The organism is Stenotrophomonas sp. NPDC078853, from assembly GCF_044901215.1.
In the GTDB taxonomy this organism is placed as follows: domain Bacteria; phylum Pseudomonadota; class Gammaproteobacteria; order Xanthomonadales; family Xanthomonadaceae; genus Stenotrophomonas; species Stenotrophomonas lacuserhaii.
In genome coordinates, this window is sequence record NZ_JBJDOQ010000002.1 from 83,060 (window position 1) to 102,645 (window position 19,586).

The 19,586-nt window shown below is 67.7% G+C and carries 16 protein-coding genes; 9 read left to right on the forward strand and 7 right to left on the reverse strand.

The features are described from left to right. Window positions 1-86: 86 nt before the first annotated feature. Entirely contained in the window at window positions 87-1,364 is a 1,278-nt protein-coding gene (locus tag ACI2JH_RS02605) for a glycosyltransferase (RefSeq protein ID WP_404735351.1), read from the reverse strand. Window positions 1,365-1,674: 310 nt separating this feature from the next. On the opposite strand from ACI2JH_RS02605, the gene rpmB reads away from it, so the two are divergent. The 7 genes from rpmB (at window position 1,675) to ACI2JH_RS02640 (ending at window position 11,482) form a co-directional block, all read left to right on the forward strand. Continuing rightward, window positions 1,675-1,911: a 50S ribosomal protein L28 gene (gene rpmB / locus ACI2JH_RS02610; RefSeq protein ID WP_019185625.1), complete on the forward strand. Its 237-nt coding sequence runs from the start codon at window positions 1,675-1,677 to the stop codon at window positions 1,909-1,911. A 10-nt stretch (window positions 1,912-1,921) separates the two neighbouring features. Next, a complete protein-coding gene (gene rpmG / locus ACI2JH_RS02615) occupies window positions 1,922-2,086 on the forward strand; it encodes a 50S ribosomal protein L33 (RefSeq protein ID WP_042613882.1) in 165 nt (54 codons plus the stop codon). Between the two features lie 110 nt (window positions 2,087-2,196). Continuing rightward, window positions 2,197-3,615, forward strand: a complete 1,419-nt coding sequence (gene cls, locus ACI2JH_RS02620) for a cardiolipin synthase (RefSeq protein WP_101099500.1) — start codon at window positions 2,197-2,199, stop codon at window positions 3,613-3,615. Window positions 3,616-3,648: 33 nt separating this feature from the next. After that, window positions 3,649-5,049: an FAD/NAD(P)-binding protein gene (locus tag ACI2JH_RS02625; protein ID WP_404735352.1), complete on the forward strand. Its 1,401-nt coding sequence runs from the start codon at window positions 3,649-3,651 to the stop codon at window positions 5,047-5,049. Window positions 5,050-5,058: 9 nt separating this feature from the next. Next, window positions 5,059-7,248 carry a DNA helicase II gene (gene uvrD / locus ACI2JH_RS02630; RefSeq protein WP_101099428.1) on the forward strand — a complete coding sequence of 730 codons (2,190 nt, stop codon included), beginning with the start codon at window positions 5,059-5,061 and terminating at the stop codon, window positions 7,246-7,248. A 17-nt stretch (window positions 7,249-7,265) separates the two neighbouring features. After that, window positions 7,266-7,592, forward strand: a complete 327-nt coding sequence (locus ACI2JH_RS02635) for a low molecular weight protein tyrosine phosphatase family protein (protein ID WP_101099427.1) — start codon at window positions 7,266-7,268, stop codon at window positions 7,590-7,592. A gap of 134 nt (window positions 7,593-7,726) precedes the next feature. Then, on the forward strand, window positions 7,727-11,482 hold the full coding sequence (locus tag ACI2JH_RS02640) for a hypothetical protein (protein WP_404735353.1): 3,756 nt from the start codon (window positions 7,727-7,729) through the stop codon (window positions 11,480-11,482). An 18-nt stretch (window positions 11,483-11,500) separates the two neighbouring features. Here the strand turns inward: ACI2JH_RS02640 and ACI2JH_RS02645 are convergent, their stop codons facing one another. Continuing rightward, a complete protein-coding gene (locus ACI2JH_RS02645; protein ID WP_404735354.1) occupies window positions 11,501-12,214 on the reverse strand; it encodes a ThuA domain-containing protein in 714 nt (237 codons plus the stop codon). Window positions 12,215-12,343: 129 nt separating this feature from the next. Here ACI2JH_RS02645 and ACI2JH_RS02650 point away from each other — a divergent pair, with 129 nt between their 5' ends. Continuing rightward, a complete protein-coding gene (locus ACI2JH_RS02650) occupies window positions 12,344-12,790 on the forward strand; it encodes a universal stress protein (RefSeq protein ID WP_042613877.1) in 447 nt (148 codons plus the stop codon). 190 nt (window positions 12,791-12,980) lie between these two features. Here the strand turns inward: ACI2JH_RS02650 and ACI2JH_RS02655 are convergent, their stop codons facing one another. Then, a complete protein-coding gene (locus ACI2JH_RS02655) occupies window positions 12,981-13,223 on the reverse strand; it encodes a hypothetical protein (protein ID WP_101099425.1) in 243 nt (80 codons plus the stop codon). Window positions 13,224-13,239: 16 nt separating this feature from the next. Then, window positions 13,240-13,536 carry a DUF2782 domain-containing protein gene (locus tag ACI2JH_RS02660; protein WP_101099424.1) on the reverse strand — a complete coding sequence of 99 codons (297 nt, stop codon included), beginning with the start codon at window positions 13,534-13,536 and terminating at the stop codon, window positions 13,240-13,242. 87 nt (window positions 13,537-13,623) lie between these two features. Between ACI2JH_RS02660 and polA the strand changes: the two genes are divergently transcribed. After that, window positions 13,624-16,401, forward strand: coding sequence for a DNA polymerase I (gene polA, locus ACI2JH_RS02665; RefSeq protein ID WP_349999448.1), 2,778 nt, complete (start codon window positions 13,624-13,626; stop codon window positions 16,399-16,401). A gap of 290 nt (window positions 16,402-16,691) precedes the next feature. On the opposite strand, the gene hemF is transcribed toward polA, so the two are convergent. The 3 genes from hemF to ACI2JH_RS02680 form a co-directional block, all read right to left on the reverse strand. Further along, a complete protein-coding gene (gene hemF, locus ACI2JH_RS02670; protein ID WP_319276922.1) occupies window positions 16,692-17,588 on the reverse strand; it encodes an oxygen-dependent coproporphyrinogen oxidase in 897 nt (298 codons plus the stop codon). Between the two features lie 71 nt (window positions 17,589-17,659). Next, a complete protein-coding gene (locus tag ACI2JH_RS02675; protein ID WP_319276919.1) occupies window positions 17,660-18,943 on the reverse strand; it encodes a hypothetical protein in 1,284 nt (427 codons plus the stop codon). Window positions 18,944-18,982: 39 nt separating this feature from the next. Beyond that, the gene (locus ACI2JH_RS02680; RefSeq protein ID WP_101099420.1) at window positions 18,983-19,546 is read right to left on the reverse strand and encodes a hypothetical protein; all 564 of its coding nucleotides are present in this window, start codon (window positions 19,544-19,546) and stop codon (window positions 18,983-18,985) included. Between the last annotated feature and the right edge of the window lie 40 nt (window positions 19,547-19,586).

Sequence of the window (19,586 nt, forward strand, 5' to 3'; positions counted from 1 at the left end):
TCGATATGGACGGCATCCTGCTTCCGTTCGAAGGCTTGTCCGACGACTACCAGGCGTATGTGGGCGGGATCGGCGACCTGCACGCTTCATGGGTCTGATCGGGAACGCGCGGACGCGCTCGGCGCCATGGCACTGCCGTTGGTGGCCGGCTGACCGAGCAGCTGCCCCACGGCCGCCACACCGATGGCCACACCGTCTTCCGTCGCCATCCGCCGACCCAGCGCCGTCGCACGCGCACGCACGTCTGGATGTTCGGCAACGGCCAGTGCCGCGGACAATCGCTGGCTGTCCAGCCGCCGCGGCGAAAGGGCCGGCGGCGCCACGCCGAGCCGATGCAGGCGGTCGGCCCAGAAGAACTGATCGGCCGCGAAGGGCATCACCATCGAGGGCACGCCGGCGCGGCAGGCCGAGTGCGTGGTGCCGCTGCCGCCATGGTGGATGACCAGCGAGGTAAGCGGGAACAAGGCTTCATGCGGCACCGCCCCCACCACATGCACGTTGCCGGGAAGGGCCAATGCCGGCGTGCCGGACCATCCGGGCGACAACAGCACGCGGCGTCCTTCGAGCATGCGCAGCAGCGCCGACAGCACGGCGTCACGGTCGAATCCGGTCATGCTGCCGAAGCCCACATAGACCGGTGGCGGGCCGGCATCCAGGAACGCCTGCAGTGCGGGCGCTGCCGACCAGCCGGTGCTGTCGGGCAGTCGCCACTGGCCGCACACCCGATGGTCGGCCGGCCAGTCCGCGGGCGTGGCGACCAGGCTTGGCGACACGCCGTACAACATCGGCGCATCGATCCACGGCGTGGTGGCCGGTGACAGGCCCAGCACGGCGCGCCGGGCCTGGTTGATCGGCGCGCGGAACTGTTGCCAGATCAATCGGGTCACCACCCGGTGGCTGAGCCGGTTCAGGGGTGGCGGCGTCCAGCCGGGCGGCAGGAACGGCGAGGGGAAGGCGCGGGTCGGGGTGATCGGGATCATGCCGGTACCGATCACCGGAATGCCGTGGCGCTCGGCCACGCTGAGGCCGACGAAGGCGGCCAGCCCGCCGGCCAGCACCGCCTCGCAGCCTGACGCCGCCTGGTCGGCCTGACGCATCCAGTCGGCCACATGCCGCCGTGCCATCCGTGCCAGCCCGCTGCTGGCGGCGCGTGGGCTGTTGCCGCGCGACAACAGCGCCACCACTTCTTCGTGGATGTCGCCCTGCAGGGCGGCGTGCGGCACGTCCAGCGCCCGCGCGCTGCCCAGCGTGCCGCCGTCGGCCAACAGCAGCACCTGGTGCCCGGCGTCGATCAGCCCGCGGCAGAGCAGGGTCAGCGGGCGGGTGTCGCCTTCGGTGCCGTAGGTAAGGGCGAGCAGTCTCATGTGCCCTGTGTAGCAGGGACCGGGCGAGGGCTCCGTAAACCGGCTCACGCCGCCGGGCAGGCTTGCAGGTTTCCCCGGTTCGCGGCATAATTCGCGGCTCGCTGTGTCCGGTCAACCCCGGATGGCGGTACCGGGAATACGTCCTCCGGTGCGCCTAGGACAGCGTAACCCTTTGATTCTCTTGACGTGTGGTGGGCAACCATCGAGGCCGCCGTCGCCCGGGCTACGGGCTGACAACATGTGCGGATCCTTCCGCAGAAGCTCGGCCTTCCCTGGCCGGACTTTCAATACAAACTTATCGAGGTGCGCAATGTCCCGCGTATGCCAAGTTTCCGGCAAGCGAGTGCAGACGGGTAACAACGTCTCGCACGCAAACAACAAGACCCGTCGTCGTTTCCTGCCCAACCTGCATGAGCGCCGCTTCTGGGTCGCCAGCGAAAACCGCTGGGTCAAGCTTCGTGTTTCCGCGCATGCACTGCGCACCATCGACAAGAACGGCATCGACTCCGTTCTGGCTGAGCTGCGTTCGCGCGGCGAAAAGGTCTGAGGAGTAAATCATGGCAGGCAAGCGCGACAAGATCCGTCTGATTTCGACGGCCGGTACCGGCCACTTCTACACGACGGACAAGAACAAGAAGAACACCCCCGGGAAGATGGAATTCCTGAAGTACGATCCGGTCGTGCGCAAGCATGTCCCGTACAAGGAAGGCAAGATCAAGTAATCCGCCAGGATGCTTGAGCTTCCCGAATGAAGAGACCCGCCGCGAGGCGGGTTTTTTTGGCCGTGGCCCAGCCCGTGGCAGAATGCGGCTTCCTCCGGGCGGGTGGCGCGATGCTCTTCGAGTGGATGCTGGGCTCATGGCTGCTGCTGCTGGACTGGCTGATCCGGCTGGCCGCGCTGTTGTGGATCCCCACCCGCACCACGCCCGGGGCTGCACGCAGCTGGCTGTTGCTGGTCGGCTTCGTGCCCCTGCTGGGCCTGCCGCTGTACCTGCTGTTCGGCCATCCGTGGCTGTCGGCCGAGCGCCTGCGCCGCCAGGCCGAAGCCTCGCAGGTGATCCGCGAAGAACAAGCGCTGCAGGCAGCCCTGCGCTGGCAGCCGGACGCGGACACCACCGTCGCCGAAATGGTGCCACTGGTGGAGCGGCAGGGCGATTTCATGCCCGTGCACGGCAATGCACTGGACCTGCTGACCGGTTACGACGACTCGCTGGCCCACCTGATCGCCGACATCGACCAGGCCGAAGAGCGCGTCCACCTTCTGTATTACCTCATGTTCGACGATGCGGTGGGCGAGGCCATCGTGGAGGCGCTGCAGCGTGCCGCCGCGCGCGGCGTGCACTGCCGCCTGCTGCTGGATGCGGTAGGCGCAAAGCGTGGACTGCGGGCCTACCGCAAGCGCCTGCTGGCGCGCGATATCGATGTCCGCGCGATGCTGCCCGGTGGATTGCGCTGGCGCCGCAGTGGGCGCATGGACCTGCGCAACCACCGCAAGATCGCCGTCATCGACAACAAGGTCGGCTATATCGGCTCGCAGAACCTGGCCGATGCCGGCTTCGTGCGCGGCAGGCCGAACCGCGAGCTGGTGGCGCGGGTGCGCGGCCCCGCCGTGGCCCACCTGGAAGCGGTGTTCGCCAGCGACTGGTACATGGAAACCGGCCAGCGGCTGGAGGTGATGGCCGATGTGCCGGTGTGCAGCGAAGACGTGGCCACCCAGCTGCTGCCCAGTGGCCCGGCCTACCCCTTCAGCAACGCGCGCGATGCGGTCAATGCGTTGATCCACCTGGCGCGCCGGCGCATCGTGCTGGTCACCCCGTACTTCGTGCCCGACGAAGCCACCCTGAGCGCGCTGCGCATTGCTGCCCTGTCCGGGGTGGATGTGCAGCTGATCGTATCGGCCACCAGCAATGCTCGGCTGACCGCGTGGGCGCAGGAAGCCTACTACGATGAACTGCTGCGCAGCGGCGTGCGCATCGCGCTGTACGAGCCCCATTTCCTGCACGCCAAACACCTCAGCGTGGACGAGGACATCGCCCTGTTGGGATCGATCAACCTGGACATCCGTTCGTTCGCGCTGAATGCCGAGGTCGGCCTGCTCTGCTATGACCGGAAGATCGTGCGCCAGTTGCTGGACATCGAGGACGATTACCTGCGCAACTCGCGGCCGTTGGAGCTTTCACAGTGGCGCAAGCGCGCCACCTGGCGGCGCAGCCGCGAAGGCATCGCGCGGCTGGCCGATGCGCTGATGTAAGGCGCTGGCCGACGCATCGCCTACAATCAACGCATGAACGATACAGCGACTCCGCACCGCATCGACCTGGCCATCATCGGCGGCGGCGCCGCCGGTGCGCTGACCGCCCTGCACCTGCTGCGCCACGCAACGACCCCGCTGAAGGTCCAGCTGTTCGAGCCGGCCTCGACCCTGGCCGAGGGCATCGCTTATGCCACGCCGGCACCGCAGCATCTGCTCAACGTGCCGGCCGGGCGGATGAGCGCGCTGCCCGACCAGCCCGCCGATTTCACCGCCTACCTGCGCCAGGTCGATGCCTGTCCGCGGGATGATGATGCGACGTTGGCGGGCCGCTTCGTGCCGCGTCGGCATTACGCGGCGTATCTGCGCCAGCGCCTGGCCGAAGCGGAGCAGGCCAGCAGCGCGCAGCTGCAGGTGGTCGCGCAGGCGGTGCTGTCGCTGCGCCAGGAGGACGACATGGCACGGCTGCAGCTGGCCGACGGCACCGTCGTCGATGCCCGCCAGGTCGTGCTGGCCTGCGGCAACAGCGTGCGCCCGATTCCGCTGGCTGGCGCCGATGCCCTGCCGCACGAGTCGATCGCCGAGGCCTGGGATTACGATGGGGTACGCCTGCTGGCGGGTGACCAGGCGATCGGCATCATCGGCTCCGGGCTGAGCATGGTGGACAGCGTGGTGGCATTGTTCGCGGCGGGCCAGACCGGCGTGCTGCACGTGTTTTCGCGTCACGCGCTGATGCCGTTGCCGCATGCCCACGGCGCGCCCGCCACGTATGATCCACAACCGCTGCTGGCGATGGGCTTGCGCGCGCGCCTGCGCACGCTGCGTCGGCATGCCCGTGAGGCGGCTACGCACGGCATTCCCTGGCAGAGCGTGATGGAGCGAATCCGCCCGCTGGGCAAGGCACTGTGGCAGACCCTCGATGAGGCTGACCAGCGGCGCTTCCTGCGCCACGCGGTACGGCACTGGGATGTACACCGGCACCGTATCGCTGAAGAGGTTCATGTGCAGCTGCGCGATGCGCTGGCCGATGGTCGCCTGCAGTTGCATCGTGTGCGCCTGCAGGGTGTCGTGGAAACGGACACGGGCCTGCGCCTGACCGCTTTGTCGCACGGCGCAGCGGTGCAGTGGGACCTTGGCGCACTGGTCAACGCCACCGGCGTGGAGACGCGTGCGGAGGGCCTGCGCAATCCCTTGCTGAGGCAACTGCTGGCTGAAGGCATCGCGCGCCCGGGGCCGCATGGCCTCGGCCTGGACAGCGAGGCAGCAGGTGACCGGCTGATCGATGCCGACGGCACCGCGCATGGCGCCATCGGCGTGCTGGGCAGCCTGCGCATCGGCACGCTGTGGGAGAGCCTGGCCGTGCCTGAACTGCGTCAGCAGGCCGAAGATGCGGCGCGCCACGCGGTGCGGGAGCTCGAAGCAGCGATGCCGTAAAATGGGGGCATGGATGTCTCCCACCTGCTTGATGGCCTGAACCCGGCCCAGCGCGATGCCGTGTCCGCCCCCCCTGGCCACCACCTGGTGCTGGCCGGCGCGGGCTCCGGCAAGACCCGCGTACTGACCCACCGCATCGCCTGGCTGCACGAAGTGTTCGGCGTGCCGACCCATGGCATTTTCGCGGTGACCTTCACCAACAAGGCGGCCGGCGAGATGCGCCACCGGATCGACGCGCAGCTGCCCAATGGCAGCCGTGGCGCCTGGATCGGCACCTTCCACGGGCTGGCCAACCGGCTGCTGCGGCTGCACTGGGCCGAAGCCAGGCTGCCCGATTCCTTCCAGGTGATGGATTCGGATGATCAGCTGCGGCTGGTCAAGCGCGTGGTGCAGGCCCTGGAGCTGGATGACGGCAAGTACCCGCCCAAGCAGATCGCCTGGTGGATCAACGAACAGAAGGACGAGGGTCGCCGGCCGCAGCACATCCAGCCCGAGCCGAATGACGCCTGGCTGGACACCATGCGCCAGGCCTACACCGAGTACCAGGCGCGCTGCGACCGCGCCGGCCTGGTCGACTTCGCCGAACTGCTGCTGCGCGCGCATGAGCTGCTGCGCGACAACCCGGCCCTGCTGGCGCATTACCGCGCCCGCTTCCGCGAGATCCTGGTCGACGAATTCCAGGACACCAACTCCATCCAGTACGCCTTCGTGCGCGTGCTGGCCGGCGACACCGGGCATGTGTTCGTTGTCGGCGACGATGACCAGGCCATCTATGGCTGGCGCGGTGCGAAGGTGGAAAACGTGCAGGGCTTCCTGCGTGATTTCCCCGGCGCGCAGACCATCCGCCTGGAACAGAACTACCGTTCCACCGCCAACATCCTCGGCGCGGCCAACGCGGTCATTTCGCACAATCCGGACCGCATCGGCAAGGAGCTGTGGACCGACAGCGGCGAGGGCGATCCGATCGACCTGTACGCGGCCTACAACGAGATGGACGAGGCGCGTTACATCGTTGAACGTGCCCGCCAGTGGGTGCGCGACGGCGGCAGCCATGGCGAAGTGGCGGTGCTCTACCGCAGCAACGCACAGTCGCGCGCGCTGGAAGAAGTGCTGCTGAGCGAGCAGGTACCGTATCGCGTGTACGGCGGCATGCGCTTCTTCGAACGCGCCGAAATCAAGGATGCGCTGGCTTATCTGCGGCTGCTGTCCAACCGCAACGACGATGCGGCCTTCGAGCGTGCGGTCAATACCCCCACCCGTGGCATTGGCGACCGCACCCTGGACGAGGTGCGCCGCGAGGCGCGTGCGCAGGGCATTTCGCTGTGGGAAGCCACCATGCTGGTTACCCAGGGCAACGCGCTGGCGGCACGCGCGCGCAATGCGCTGGCCGGCTTCCTGGTGCTGGTCAATGAACTGCAGGCGCAGACCGTGCACATGACCCTGGCCGAGCGCATCGACCACGTGCTGGCGCGCTCGCTGCTGCGCGAGCACTGGAGCAAGGAAAGCCGCAACGCGCTGGACTCCGAATCGCGCACCGACAACCTCGACGAACTGGTGTCGGTTGCCTCGCGCTTCGTGCGCCGCACCGACGATGTCGAAGAAGTGGAGGACATGGACGAGCTGGTCGCCTTCCTCGCCTATGCCGCGCTGGAAGCGGGCGAAGGACAGGCGCAGGCCAACGAAGACGGCGTGCAGTTGATGACCCTGCATTCGGCCAAGGGCCTGGAGTTCCCGCTGGTGTTCCTGGCCGGCATGGAAGACGGCCTGTTCCCGAGCGCTCGTTCGCTGGAAGAAAGCGGGCGGCTGGAGGAAGAACGCCGACTGGCCTACGTCGGCATCACCCGCGCGCGGCAGAAGCTGGTGCTGTGCTACGCCGAATCACGGCGCATCCATGGCCAGGACAACTATGGGGTGCCATCGCGCTTCCTGCGCGAGATCCCGCGCGAGCTGCTGCATGAAGTACGGCCGAAGGTACAGGTGTCGCGGCCGGCATCGCTGGGCGCCAGCCGCGGCGGCGGGCATGCCGCGCTGGAGGCACCGCCGCTGAAGCTCGGCACGATGGTCACCCATCCCAAGTTCGGCGAAGGCATGGTCACCGACTACGAAGGCAGCGGTGCGCATGCACGCGTGCAGGTGGAGTTCGCCGATGCCGGCAGCAAGTGGCTGGTGATGGCCTACGCCAACCTGACCGCGCTGTAACGTCAGCAGCGCACGCCATGTCCCGCCACGTGCTGTTCCTGTGCAGCCAGAACCGCCTGCGCAGCCCGACGGCCGAGCAGGTGTTCGCCGACTGGCCTGGCATTGAAACCGCGTCGGCCGGGTTGCTGGCCGATGCGGATGAACTGCTAGGGCCTGAGCTGCTGGAATGGGCCGATCTGGTGTTCGTGATGGAGCGTGCGCACCGCACGCGGCTGTCGGCACGCTTCGCCCCTTGGTTGAACGGCAAGCGCGTGGTGTGCCTGGATATCCCGGATGACTACGACTACATGGACCCGGTGCTGGTCGAGCTGCTCAAGCGCAAGGTCAGTCCGCACCTGCGCTGAGTGGCCGGCGTGGGCGTACGGCATCGCGGTCCAGCTGGCGGATGACGGTGTCATGCTGACCAGTGCCGTATTTATGGAAGCCCGCGCCTATGGCTGAAAGCAGTATTTCCTTCTTGTTCAATGAAGGAAGGCGCATGCCCGTTGCTGGCTCCTCGTCGCAGACAACGCCCGCACTGATCCGCGGTCGGCATCCATCCGGCCCTGTGCAGGGACGCGCCACAGCGTCCACCCTCGGCAGCCTGCTGGTCGGCAACACCGCCCCGTTGCGCGTGCGCCGTCTCTCTGCGCCCTCAGGCCCGCGGCGGGTGTCGGCGGAGAACTACCCGCCTGTCGCTGGGTCAGCCGACGCGATGCGGCAGACGACCACGCTGCGCGCCCTGTACGACCAGATGGACGAGGTGCGGCGGGCATTGCAGAGCGGACGCACGGGGGCTGGCCGGCGCTCGGCCGCGCTGGAGTCTTCGCTGCGGCGTAGCGTGGACGCCAACATGCCAGCACTCATCCCTGCTTCCGAAGCAGAGTGGGCAGGCCGCATGGTGTCGATGGAGTTCCAGCGCGGTGGGCCCGGCGGTCTGCGCGACAGCCCGTTCTTCCAGTCCACGCCATCACGGGCGCACTCGCTGGAATCGCTGAGCCGGGATACCCCGGTCACCTGCACGCGAGAAATCGGTGGCCTGCGACGCGTGCAGGGAAACCTGCTGCTTGCCGGGGTCCAGAACGAGGATGTAGCTGCTGTCGCCGGGTCGTGCCCTTCGCTGTCCAGCATCCAGCGCGGTGCGCTGCTGCCGCAGCTTTCCGGAGAAGCCGTGCAGGGAGTCGACCAGCGGGTCCACCTGTTCCATCCCGATGCAGATTCCGATGCGGAAGGTGACGGCCAGGGCCCGGCAGCGGCCCGCGCATGGACCGGCGCCGGCAGTCGACCCGCCGCGCTGGTCTGCCTCGATGACGCCGACTGGAGGGTGAAGGAAACCGGGGACACCGGGCTCAGTGCGATGGAGGCCAGCCTGTCCCGCGTGTTCCAGCTCACCGGCCTGGCCGCGCCGGACGCGCGCGTGATGGCAGCCGACGCCTCGCTGCCGGGCGACAGCCAGCGCTTTGCTTCGCGCTACGAACCCAGCTTCAAGGACCTTGGCAGCTTCCTTGCCACGCCGGCTGCCGAAGCCTTGGCCGCCGCAGGCGACGAAGAGGCCAGGATGCGCTACGCCCAGCTGCGCAGCGACCATGCAGCGGCTGTTTCGACCTGCGATGCGGTGCTGCAGCGCGCTGGGGTCGCGCACTTCTGGCAGGTGCAGGACGCTGGACTGCAGGCCGAACACGCAGCGGCCGACAGGCAGCGATTCGATGCGCTGGAAGCGATGAACCGCTTGCTGCCGACCGCAGTGCGCAGCGACCAGGTCCGCCATTTCATCGCCTCGCGATGGCTCGGCAACTGGGATCATCTCAACTTCCGGATGGAGAATTTCGGCTACGCCGAGCGCGATGGACAGCCCGTGGCGATGACCGTTGATTTCGGTTCGTGCGGGCCGCTTGGATTCGCCACGCTCGATGCGCGCATGGTGATGCTGCCCAAGCAGGCCAGTGGCGATATCGCCATGCTGCAGCGGCCCGCCTCGCTGTTCCCGATACCCGATGCCTTCGTTGAGAACGCTGCGGAGTTCGACGCCATGGGGGCAGATCCCGGCCGGCTGCATGACACGCTGGGCTGGCCCTATGGATTCCAGTCGGAGAGCGTTGCCGAGCTCATGCGTGCGCCCGCCGCGCCCGACCCGGCCATTGCCTATGCGATGGCTGAAATGGGGTATCGGCTCGCGCTGGTTCCTGCAATGACGGTGCATGCCGTCGTCGGTGCAGGATGGCAGGTTCCCGCTGGCGCGCCGCAAGGCCACTGGCCGGACGCCGCACGGATGGCCGGCACCCTGGTGCAGCGCCGGCAGGCCCTGCTGGCGCAGTATGCGCCAGCGCAGATCCGCGACTGGATCAGCGCCGACCCCGAGCGCGCCGCGCGGGTCCGGCAGCAGATGCTGGACGGCATCGGCGCTGCCCTGGGCGGTGATGCCGAACCCACCGTCCTGCAGGAACACTTCAACGCCCTGCACGCCGGGCATCAGATGCTGCTGGACGGCGACCTTGCCGCTGTGATGGGCGACGCCACGGCGCACGCCCCCAATGCCACCACGGCACGGATCAGGACGCTGCAGCAGCTGCATGACTGCAATCGAAGGCTGGCGGCCGCGCTGGACACCAACGAGGAAACGGACATCCGTGCGATCGGCGAAGAACTGTTGTCCCCATTGGTGTTCGGGCAGCTGTTGAGGGACCTGGAACTGGGTCCGGGCTCGGATGTCCTCGGGCACGCCAGCTTCGAGGCAAACCGCGATTGGCTGTTGCTGGTGACCCGCCTGGTGGACGCAGGTCACCTCGATGCCACGCGGGTCACGCGCTGCCTGTTGGAGCCGTTCGAGGGATCCGCCTATCCGCCCAACGTCGGCGCGCACGCCCATCGTGACCCCGCGCTCGGGATGGCGTTCATCGAACTGCTGGAGACCCTGATCGCCAGATCGGCGGAGATCACCCCGACGATGCTGCGCGAGGGCCTGCTGACGGCGAAGGAGAAGGGCTATCCCAACTATTACGCCGCGTTGGCGGCATCAGGCGCATCGACCGCCTGGGACCGTCGCCTGCAACTGGCCGAGCTGTTGCCGGGCAACGCGGAGTACATCCGATTGCGGTCGTGGCGCAGCTGGGCGGCGAAGAAGCTGTCCTACGCGCCGCGCCGCGGTGACGAACCGATCAGGATCGCAGCGGACGCAGGACAACGCTCTGCGTTGCCGCTACGCGCCCTCGTGCAGCATGTCGAAGGCGCATATGGTGTCCGCCGCATCATTGGACTGGAGCTGCAAGTCATCCGCGCAAACCTGCACATGAAGCTGACCAGCCATGCCGAGGACGAGGCGCTGCAGGCGCTTGTGCAGGACAGCGTGGAAGACGCCTGGAAGGAGGCCCTGGCAAAACACCGGCTTCCGCGCAACGCCCCCGTGCCGCCCGGGATGATCGAAACGCTCAAGGGCGAAGCACTGGACGACTACCGGATTCGAATGAGGAACCTGCGCAAAGCCGATGCCGAGCTACGGGTCCAGGCCGGTGAGCGGCGCTACACGGACGCGGTGCTGGCGCAGCCGGGACTGTCGCTGCCGGACCGGCGTCGGTTGCTCAAACAGTGTGCCGCGGAGATCGAGGTCGACATCCGCAACATGGTGCGTGACGCGGGCGACACCGGCAATGAGGCCTTGCATGCAGTGGGCATCGGCCAACGCGCGCAGCAGCACGCGGCTGCCACCGCAGGCGACATGGCAGCCCGTGCAGCAGCCCAGGCGCAGCGGGATGCGCAGGCACAGGCCGAACAGCAGACGCGCAGCAAGGCCGGGGAATCCGCTCAGCGGGCATCCGCCCGTGCTGCTGGAAGCGCCACCCGCGCTGCGGCTCTTACCGCCTCCTCGCAGGCAAATGCGCAGGCCCAGGCCACCGCGCACAGGCAGGCCGAGCATCGCGCAGCTGCCAAGGCCGCCAGCGAAGCTTCGGCCCGCGCCACGCGTGATGCGATCGTCCAAAACCGCGGATTCAGAAACGAGGTTGAAACACGCCTTGCTATCCTGCGCAGCCCGGATGTTGCCGGCGGCTCCACGTCCGCTGTCAGGCACACCGATGCGCAGCTTGAAAGGCGCCTGCACGCGCTGCGACAAGACAGCGCCACGGCCGCGCTGGAACAACGATTGCGGGCGCTCAGGGAAGGCTCTCCACGCGCAGGCGCGGCGCCTGGCTCCCGCCCCGCGCGGCAACGCACCCGGCAGTACGTTGACCCTCACAGCGGAGCGTCCGGCAGCACCACCTGATGAGCCGCGGGGCGTCGGTCAGCAGTGCGGGGACGCACCACTGGCATACGCCAGTCCCCGCCGCAGCATGGCGCGCACATCGGGATCGGCGTACACCGCCGCATCGTGGCCGAAGCCGGTATACCAGCTTCGGCCCCGGCCCATCGGCCGGCACCAGGTGATGGGATGGTCATCGCCCATCGTGCCGCCTTCGTAGCCTGCCTCATCCACGGTGGCCAGCACCTGCACCCACGGACGTGGATTGCGGCGATAGTTGTAGATCTCATCGGTGATCGACCACTGCACACCCTCATGGCCCTCGCCGTGCAGCGTCACTGGCGCAGTTTGCAGGCCGGGTGGATGCTTGTGGAACCAGGCACCGACCAGTTCGCCATAGAACGGCCAGTCGTATTCGGTATCGGCCGCCGAATGCAGGCCGAGGAACCCCCCGCCGCCTTCGATGAAAGCCTGGAGCGCGGCCTGCTGCGGCTCATCCAGCACGTCACCGGTGGTGTTGGCGAACACCACGGCGCGAAAGGCGGACAGCCCTTCAGCAGTGAATACGCCGCTGTCTTCGCCATGCACCACCCGCAGTCCCTGCTCGGCGGCCAGCGATCGCAGCGTTTCCACGGCTGCTGGAATGGAGTCGTGGCGGAACTTGGCGGTCCGGGTGAAAACCAGGATCGCATCGTCGGCAAAGGCCGGCCAGGGGAGCAGCAACAGGGCCAGGCAGCATGAGATGAGAGTGCGCATGCGGCCGATTCTGGCACGCACCGCCCGCTGCGCCATGCTGCACTGCATTGATCGTGATCAAGGCGCGGCCTGCACGCCGGGTATGTAATGCTTCTGTTCCCACACGGCGGATCACCAAGGAGCCCGGCCATGTACAAGCGCATCCTGATTGCCACCGACGGGTCCGAACTGTCTGAAAAAGGCCTGATGAAGGGTCTGGAGCTGGCCAAGGACCTGGACGCGGAGGTCGATATCGTTACCGTATCGGAGCCTTGGGCCGTTGGCATGTATGACGCCATGGGCTGGAGCGTCGGCTACATGAACAGCCCGGAATACAAGGCCGACCGCGAAGAGGCGGCGCAGAAGATCCTGCAGCCCGCGCTGGCCACCGCGCAGGCGCAGGGCGTGCGCGCCAACGGCGTGCACGTGCTGGACCGCTATGCGGCCGACGGTGTGATCGACGTGGCCGGCGAGCGCAGCTCGGACCTTATCGTGATGACCTCGCATGGCCGGCGCGGCATGACCCGCGTGCTGCTGGGCAGCCAGACCGCTGAAGTGCTCGCGCGCAGCAGCATACCGGTGCTGGTCATCCGCTGAGACAGCGTTCCCGGGGAGGGGACCCGGCGTCGGTCGCAGGAAGCGGCCGGCGCCGTTCTCCTGCCCTGGTGGGTGGCGCCCGGCGCCGCGGTGGGTGGCGACCGTTGGTCGTGGTGGGTGACGACCGTTGGTCGTGGTGGGTGACGACCGTTGGTCGTCACGCTGTTGCGCAACGCCAGCCGCGCCACGCTCAGTCGCGCAGCTTCAGGGTCTGTGATTCGTCCAGGCTGCCATCGGCCTGCAGCACCACGTAGCGCTCGCCACTGCGGTCGAACAGCACCGGGATCGGATCGCGGAACAGCGGCCGCCGCACGAAGCGCAGCTGCCAGCCGAAATGTTCCAGGGTCTGCACGGCGGACAGCTGCTCGGCAGTCAACCCCTGGCGAAGGGCGGCCTGGTCGATCGGCAGGTTACGGCGTTCTACGTTGCTCATTTCGAAAGAACGTGCATCACCAGCTGTAGAGCTTCCAGTACACCGGCGACACGCCGTCCCTGGAATTATCCATGCGGCCGTCGCCGTTCTGGTCGTAGATGAAATAGGGGGCACCGCGCAGCGGGGTCACCTTGACCATGCGCAGCTGGCCCGCCACGCGGTATTCCTCCAGCACATCGCCGTTGTCCAGCGTGCGCTTGGCGATGTCGGCACCGGCCACGTCGACCGGCGGTGCACCGGCGCCACCGGAGGTCGCGCAGCCGGCCAGCAGCAGGGCCAGCAGCAGCGGCGCGGCGAGCATCATGGGTTTCATGGGCAGGAGTCCTTGGCCGGGTGTGTCAGGGATTATGCCCCAGCTGACGTGACCGACGTGCAGGCGCGGGGCGCGTAGAATCGTGGCATGAGCAGATTAGTCCTTATCGACGGGTCCAGTTACCTGTATCGCGCGTTCCACGCGCTGCCGCCGCTGTCCAATCCGCAGGGTGAACCGACCGGTGCGTTGTTCGGCGTGGTCAACATGCTGCGCGCAACACTGAAGGAGCGCCCCGCCTACGTGGCGTTCGTGGTCGATGCGCCGGGCAGGACCTTCCGCGACGACCTGTACGACCAGTACAAGGCCAACCGCCCGCCGATGCCGGACGAGCTGCGCAGCCAGGTCGAACCGATGTGCCGCATCGTCGACGCGCTGGGCATCAGCATCCTGCGCGTTTCCGGCGTGGAAGCCGACGATGTGATCGGTACGCTGGCCCTGCAGGGCGTGGCGCGCGACCTCAGCGTGACCATCTCCACCGGGGACAAGGACTTCGCCCAGCTGGTGCGACCGGGCATCGAACTGGTCAACACCATGACCGGCAGCCGGATGGATTCAGACGCTGCGGTGATGGAAAAGTTCGGCGTGCGCGCCGACCAGATCGTCGACCTGCTGGCCTTGATGGGCGACGCCGTGGACAACGTGCCGGGCGTCGAGAAATGTGGTCCCAAGACTGCCGCCAAGTGGCTGGGCGAGTACCAGCACCTGGACGGTGTGATCGCCGCCGCGCCGACCATGAAAGGCAAGATCGGCGAGAACCTGCGCGCAGCGCTGGAGCGGCTGCCGCTGAACCGAGAGCTGGTGACCATCCGTACCGACGTGGCGCTTGAAGCCGGGCCGCAGGACCTGCCGCTGCGCGAGCGCAACGTCGAGGCACTGCGCGAACTGTATGCACGGTACGGCTTCACCCAGGCGCTGAAGGAACTGGAAGGCAGCGCGGGGCTGGCCCCGAACCTGGCCAGCGAGGCGGTTCCGAGCCTGCGCGGGACGGCCGCTGGCTTTGCCCGTGGCGGTGGCCAAGAGGCGCCGGTGGCCACCCTGGATCCGTCCCTGTCGTTGCCGGGCGAATACGAGACCGTGCTGGAGCCGGCCCAGCTGCAGGCTTGGATCGAGCGGCTGCAGCAGGCCGACCTGGTCAGTTTCGATACCGAAACCGACGCGCTGGATGCCATGCGGGCACGGCTGGTGGGCATCAGCCTGGCGGTGGAGCCGGGCAAGGCGGCCTACATTCCGCTCAACCATGATTACCCCGGCGCGCCGGCCCAGCTGCCGATGCAGCAGGTGCTGGATGCGCTGCGCCCGGTGCTGGAAGACCCGGCGAAGAAGAAGCTCGGCCAGCACGGAAAGTACGACCTGCACGTGCTGCGCCGGCACGGCATCGAAGTGCGTGGATACCACGACGACACCATGCTGGAAAGCTTCGTGCTGAACTCCACGGCCACCCGGCATGACATGGATTCGCTGGCGCAGCGCTACCTCGGCTACACCACGATCAAGTTCGAGGACGTGGCCGGCAAGGGCGCCAAGCAGATTTCCTTCTCCCAGGTGGGCATCGACGAGGCCAGCCGCTACGCTGCTGAAGATGCCGATGTGACCCTGCGGCTGCATCGCGCGCTGGCGCCCCAGTTGCTGGCGCTGCCGTCGCTGGACCAGGTGTACCGGGAAATCGAAATGCCGTTGGTACCGGTGCTGGCCAGCATCGAAGCCAATGGCGTGCAGGTGGACGTGGCCGAACTGCGCCGCCAGAGCCAGGACCTGTCCACCCGCATGCTGGCTGCGCAGCAGAAGGCCACCGAACTGGCCGGGCGCAGCTTCAACCTGGATTCGCCCAAGCAGCTGCAGGCGGTGTTGTTCGACGAACTCAAGCTGCCGGCCCTGGTGAAGACGCCGAAGGGCCAGCCGAGCACCAACGAAGAAGCGCTCGAAGCGATCGCCGGACAGCACGAGCTGCCGCGGGTGATCCTGGACTACCGTGGCCTGGCCAAGCTGCGCAGCACCTACACCGACAAGCTGCCGGAGATGGTCAACGCCGCTACCGGCCGGGTGCACACCAGCTACCACCAGTCCGGTGCGGCCACCGGGCGGCTGTCCTCGTCCGATCCGAACCTGCAGAACATCCCGATCCGCACCGACGACGGCCGCCGCATCCGCCGTGCCTTCGTCGCACCGGAGGGCAAGCTGCTGCTGGCCGCGGACTACTCGCAGATCGAACTGCGGATCATGGCCCACCTGTCCGAAGACCCGGGCCTGGTACGGGCCTTCGAACAGGGCGCGGACGTGCACCGCGCCACCGCCGCCGAAGTGTTCGGGCGCAGCCTGGACGAGGTGACCAGCAACGAACGCCGCGCCGCCAAGGCGATCAACTTCGGCCTGATGTACGGCATGAGCGCATTCGGCCTGGCACGCAACCTGGGCATCGACCGCGGCCAGGCACAGGATTACGTTGCGCTGTATTTCAGCCGGTATCCCGGCGTGCGCGATTTCATGGATCGCATGCGCCAGCAGGCACGCGAGCAGGGCTACGTGGAGACCCTGTTCGGCCGGCGCCTGTATCTGAACGACATCAACGCGCGCAACCAGGGCCTGCGTGCCGGTGCGGAACGGGCGGCCATCAATGCACCGATGCAGGGCACCGCGGCCGACATCATCAAGCGGGCGATGGTGGACGTGGACGGCTGGCTGAAGGCGTCTGCGGCGCCGGCCAGGATGATCCTGCAGGTGCACGATGAACTGGTGTTCGAGTGCGAGGCCGGGTACATCGACGAGCTGCGTACGGCGGTGGTCCTCCATATGTCGCAAGCGGCACAGTTGAAGGTGCCGCTGGTGGTCGATACCGGACACGGTCACAACTGGGACCAAGCCCATTGAGTCGCGTTCGGCGCCTTACGCCGCTGAATGGGTTAATCGAACGGATTTAGCTGACTAAATGATGAATATTCTGGTGGGTGAGGTTGGCTAAATGGGCCGCCTTCACGATTCATCAATGTTCGAAGTGCTTCCATAGGCTCCAACAGGCGCAACGCCTGTTGTGGATCTCTCCCATCCCCTGGAGCAGATCTCGGAACGGGGGCTCCTCCCCAAGCACCCGTTCCCCGGCCCCGTTGACCTCCCCCTGGTCAGCGGGGCTTTTTATTTGGGGCATCTTCAGGGCCTCGCCGTTACAGCCAGTCGCGCGGCACCAGGTAATCGGCCAGTCGCGCTTCGGCGCTGCCGGATTCGGGCTGGAAGCCATACTCCCAGCGCACGCGGGGTGGCAGGCTCATCAGGATGCTTTCGCTGCGCCCGCCGCTCTGCAGGCCGAACAGGGTGCCGCGGTCGTAGACCAGGTTGAACTCCACGTAGCGGCCGCGCCGGTACAGCTGGAACTCGCGCTCGGCCTCGCCGTACGGGTCGTCCTTGCGACGCGCCACGATCGGCAGGTAGGCATCCAGGAAGCCATCGCCGACCGCACGCAGGTAGTCGAAGTCGCGCTCGAAATCGCCATGCAGGTCATCGAAGAACAACCCGCCCACGCCGCGCGTCTCGTTGCGGTGGCGCAGGAAGAAATACTCATCGCACCAACGCTTGTGCGCCGGATAGCGCTCGGCGCCGAACGGGGCGCACAGGTCATGCGCGGTCTGGTGCCAGTGACGCACGTCTTCATCGACGGGGTAGAACGGGGTCAGGTCGAAGCCGCCACCGAACCAGCTGGCCACCACCTGGCCGTCCCGTTCGGCCTGGAAGAAGCGCACGTTGGCATGGGTGGTGGGCACCCGCGGATTGAGCGGGTGGAACACCAGTGACACCCCGGTGGCACGCCACGAGGCGCCCGCCAGCTCCGGCCGGTTGGCCGAGGCCGAAGGCGGCAGACGGCTGCCGGCCACGTCGGAAAAGCCGATGCCTGCCTGCTCGAACACGGCGCCATCGCGCAGGATGCGGGTGCGCCCGCCGCCGCCTTCGGCGCGCTGCCACAGGTCTTCCTGGAAACGGGCCTGGCCGTCTGCGCCTTCGATGGCGGCGCAGATGCGGTCCTGCAGGTCGGTGAGGTAGGCGCGGACGCGGTCGAACTGGTTCATGCGTGCAGTTTAGCCGGTGCCCGCCGCCCGCTGCAGCGCTGGTAGCGCCGGGCCACGCTCGGCCGATGCCATCAGCGCTTGTGGTTGCGCGTGCGCGACGGTGCCGGTGGGTCGTCCTTGCTGCTCTCCTCGGCGGCGTCCTGCAGCGCCCGGCCCAGTTCCATCAGTGTCCAGTTGCGGGTGGCGACCACATCGCAGGCCACGTGACGGCCGCTGCGGTCGGCCTCGCACAGCTGCTGCAACTGCCCCCGCGCATCCACCTCGGCGCTGTTTTCCTGTGCACTGGCCAGGTTCTCGCAGCCTTCGCGCACGCCCGCGCGGCATACCTGCAAATAGCTTCCGGCGGCCTTCACCCAATCGCCGGCCAGGGCCTGCTGGTTGCCCAGTGTGTTGCAACCCTGCAGGCTGCCGGCCTTGCAGCAGGCCGCGGCGCCATCCCCGCTGGCGGCCTGCGGGCAGTCCCGTGGCAGCGGCACTACGTTGAACACCACCGCTTCGGCACACTGCGCCTTGCCACCGGTACGCTGGAAAACCCGCATCCGGGTCCACTCGTCCATACCGACCAGGCGGCCGCCGGGCAGAGTCTGGAACACGAAGTCCCCGCCCTTGTCGTGGCGCAGCCGGATCGCGCCGTCTTCCAGCCGCGCGCGCGCCTGTGCGCCCAACCCCAATCCAACCAGGCCGCCGTCGCCGAAGTCCAGCGTGTCCAGCAGGCCGCCCTCGCTGCGGTACTGGCCGCACGGCACGCTGGTGGCCGGCTGCGGCCGCGGCGCGCCGCCGAGCGCCTGCAGCGGGGCATGCAGCTCGCAGGCGCGCTCATCGCCGCTGCGGCAGCTGAGCTGCAACGCCGCCACGGCCTGCGCGAAGCCGCCGGCTTTCCACTGTTCCTCGGCGACCTCGCGGCAGAAATCGCCGTCCGGATGCGCCACGCAGAACGACTGCAGCGCCTCCAGCCGGGCCGTCGGCAACACGATCTCACGCTGGTCGAACACTCCGGTCAGCGCCATGCCCAGCGCCTTGGAAAGCGCCGCCTTGGCCGCCTCCTCGCAGGCCTGCTCGTCATAGGCGGGGTCGGCTTGCTTGCACACTGCCGGTTCCTGCAGGTCCGGGTCGTCGTTGGGGGCGCGGGTGTCGGCCTGACGCGCCTCGCTGACCCATTCGCGCAGCAGGCCGCTGCAGGCCACGCCGGTGCCCTGCTCGCACCATTGCTGCAGGCGCGTTGCATCGGCGCTGTACAGCTGGTTGCCACAGGTGGCCTCATCGTAGACAGCACAGTCCTGTGCGCTGGCCACGGCAGTGGCGGACAGAAGGAAAAGCGCGGTGATCGCGCGCAGCGGCAACGTCATCACTGACATGCAGACTCCGGGGGGGAAGTAAAGAAGGAAGAGGGGAGGTCAGTAGCGCGAACGGATGTCCGGGCGCATCAGCCGCCATGCCAGCCAGCCCTGCAGCACCGCGAACAACACGCAGCTGCCGAGCACGGTGGCAGTGAACAGGATGCGCTGGGCATTCAGCGCCTCGACCACGTCGGCCTCGCCGAGCATGCCGATCAACACGGCGGCGACGCGATCCATCCACCACGCCACGCCGATGTTGCCGATGCCGGTGATCACCAGCAGCCAGACGAAGCTCAACAGGCCCCAGCGGGTGCCCTTGTACAGGCCCCAGCTGGAGACCAGCGACGGCACGCAGGCCGCGCCCAGCAGCAGGCTGGTGGCCACCGGGTGGACCAGCATCCAGCGCAGGCTGGCGGGCCACCCGCTTTCCTCGGCCAGCTCGATCAGCATCTGCCAGGGCTGGCTGGCGCCGAGCGGCCAGGCCACCAGCGCCTGCAGCAGGAACCACACGATCATGGCCGCGCAGACCAGCAGGGTGGTCAACGCGATGGGGCGCACGAAGTCCGTGCGCGGTGGTTTTGCCTGGCCGGTGGGGGCCAGGGTGGGAGGCAGCTGTGACATCCGGTGTCCTTGCAGGGGGAGGCAACGCCAGACCGATCGT

What these genes read in the sequence shown, in the direction of transcription:
- ACI2JH_RS02605 (WP_404735351.1), bottom strand. Translation starts at nt 1,364, where the DNA reads ATGAGACTGCTCGCCCTTACCTACGGCACCGAAGGCGACACCCGCCCG.
- rpmB (WP_019185625.1), top strand. Translation starts at nt 1,675, where the DNA reads ATGTCCCGCGTATGCCAAGTTTCCGGCAAGCGAGTGCAGACGGGTAAC.
- rpmG (WP_042613882.1), top strand. Translation starts at nt 1,922, where the DNA reads ATGGCAGGCAAGCGCGACAAGATCCGTCTGATTTCGACGGCCGGTACC.
- cls (WP_101099500.1), top strand. Translation starts at nt 2,197, where the DNA reads ATGCTCTTCGAGTGGATGCTGGGCTCATGGCTGCTGCTGCTGGACTGG.
- ACI2JH_RS02625 (WP_404735352.1), top strand. Translation starts at nt 3,649, where the DNA reads ATGAACGATACAGCGACTCCGCACCGCATCGACCTGGCCATCATCGGC.
- uvrD (WP_101099428.1), top strand. Translation starts at nt 5,059, where the DNA reads ATGGATGTCTCCCACCTGCTTGATGGCCTGAACCCGGCCCAGCGCGAT.
- ACI2JH_RS02635 (WP_101099427.1), top strand. Translation starts at nt 7,266, where the DNA reads ATGTCCCGCCACGTGCTGTTCCTGTGCAGCCAGAACCGCCTGCGCAGC.
- ACI2JH_RS02640 (WP_404735353.1), top strand. Translation starts at nt 7,727, where the DNA reads ATGCCCGTTGCTGGCTCCTCGTCGCAGACAACGCCCGCACTGATCCGC.
- ACI2JH_RS02645 (WP_404735354.1), bottom strand. Translation starts at nt 12,214, where the DNA reads ATGCGCACTCTCATCTCATGCTGCCTGGCCCTGTTGCTGCTCCCCTGG.
- ACI2JH_RS02650 (WP_042613877.1), top strand. Translation starts at nt 12,344, where the DNA reads ATGTACAAGCGCATCCTGATTGCCACCGACGGGTCCGAACTGTCTGAA.
- ACI2JH_RS02655 (WP_101099425.1), bottom strand. Translation starts at nt 13,223, where the DNA reads ATGAGCAACGTAGAACGCCGTAACCTGCCGATCGACCAGGCCGCCCTT.
- ACI2JH_RS02660 (WP_101099424.1), bottom strand. Translation starts at nt 13,536, where the DNA reads ATGAAACCCATGATGCTCGCCGCGCCGCTGCTGCTGGCCCTGCTGCTG.
- polA (WP_349999448.1), top strand. Translation starts at nt 13,624, where the DNA reads ATGAGCAGATTAGTCCTTATCGACGGGTCCAGTTACCTGTATCGCGCG.
- hemF (WP_319276922.1), bottom strand. Translation starts at nt 17,588, where the DNA reads ATGAACCAGTTCGACCGCGTCCGCGCCTACCTCACCGACCTGCAGGAC.
- ACI2JH_RS02675 (WP_319276919.1), bottom strand. Translation starts at nt 18,943, where the DNA reads ATGTCAGTGATGACGTTGCCGCTGCGCGCGATCACCGCGCTTTTCCTT.
- ACI2JH_RS02680 (WP_101099420.1), bottom strand. Translation starts at nt 19,546, where the DNA reads ATGTCACAGCTGCCTCCCACCCTGGCCCCCACCGGCCAGGCAAAACCA.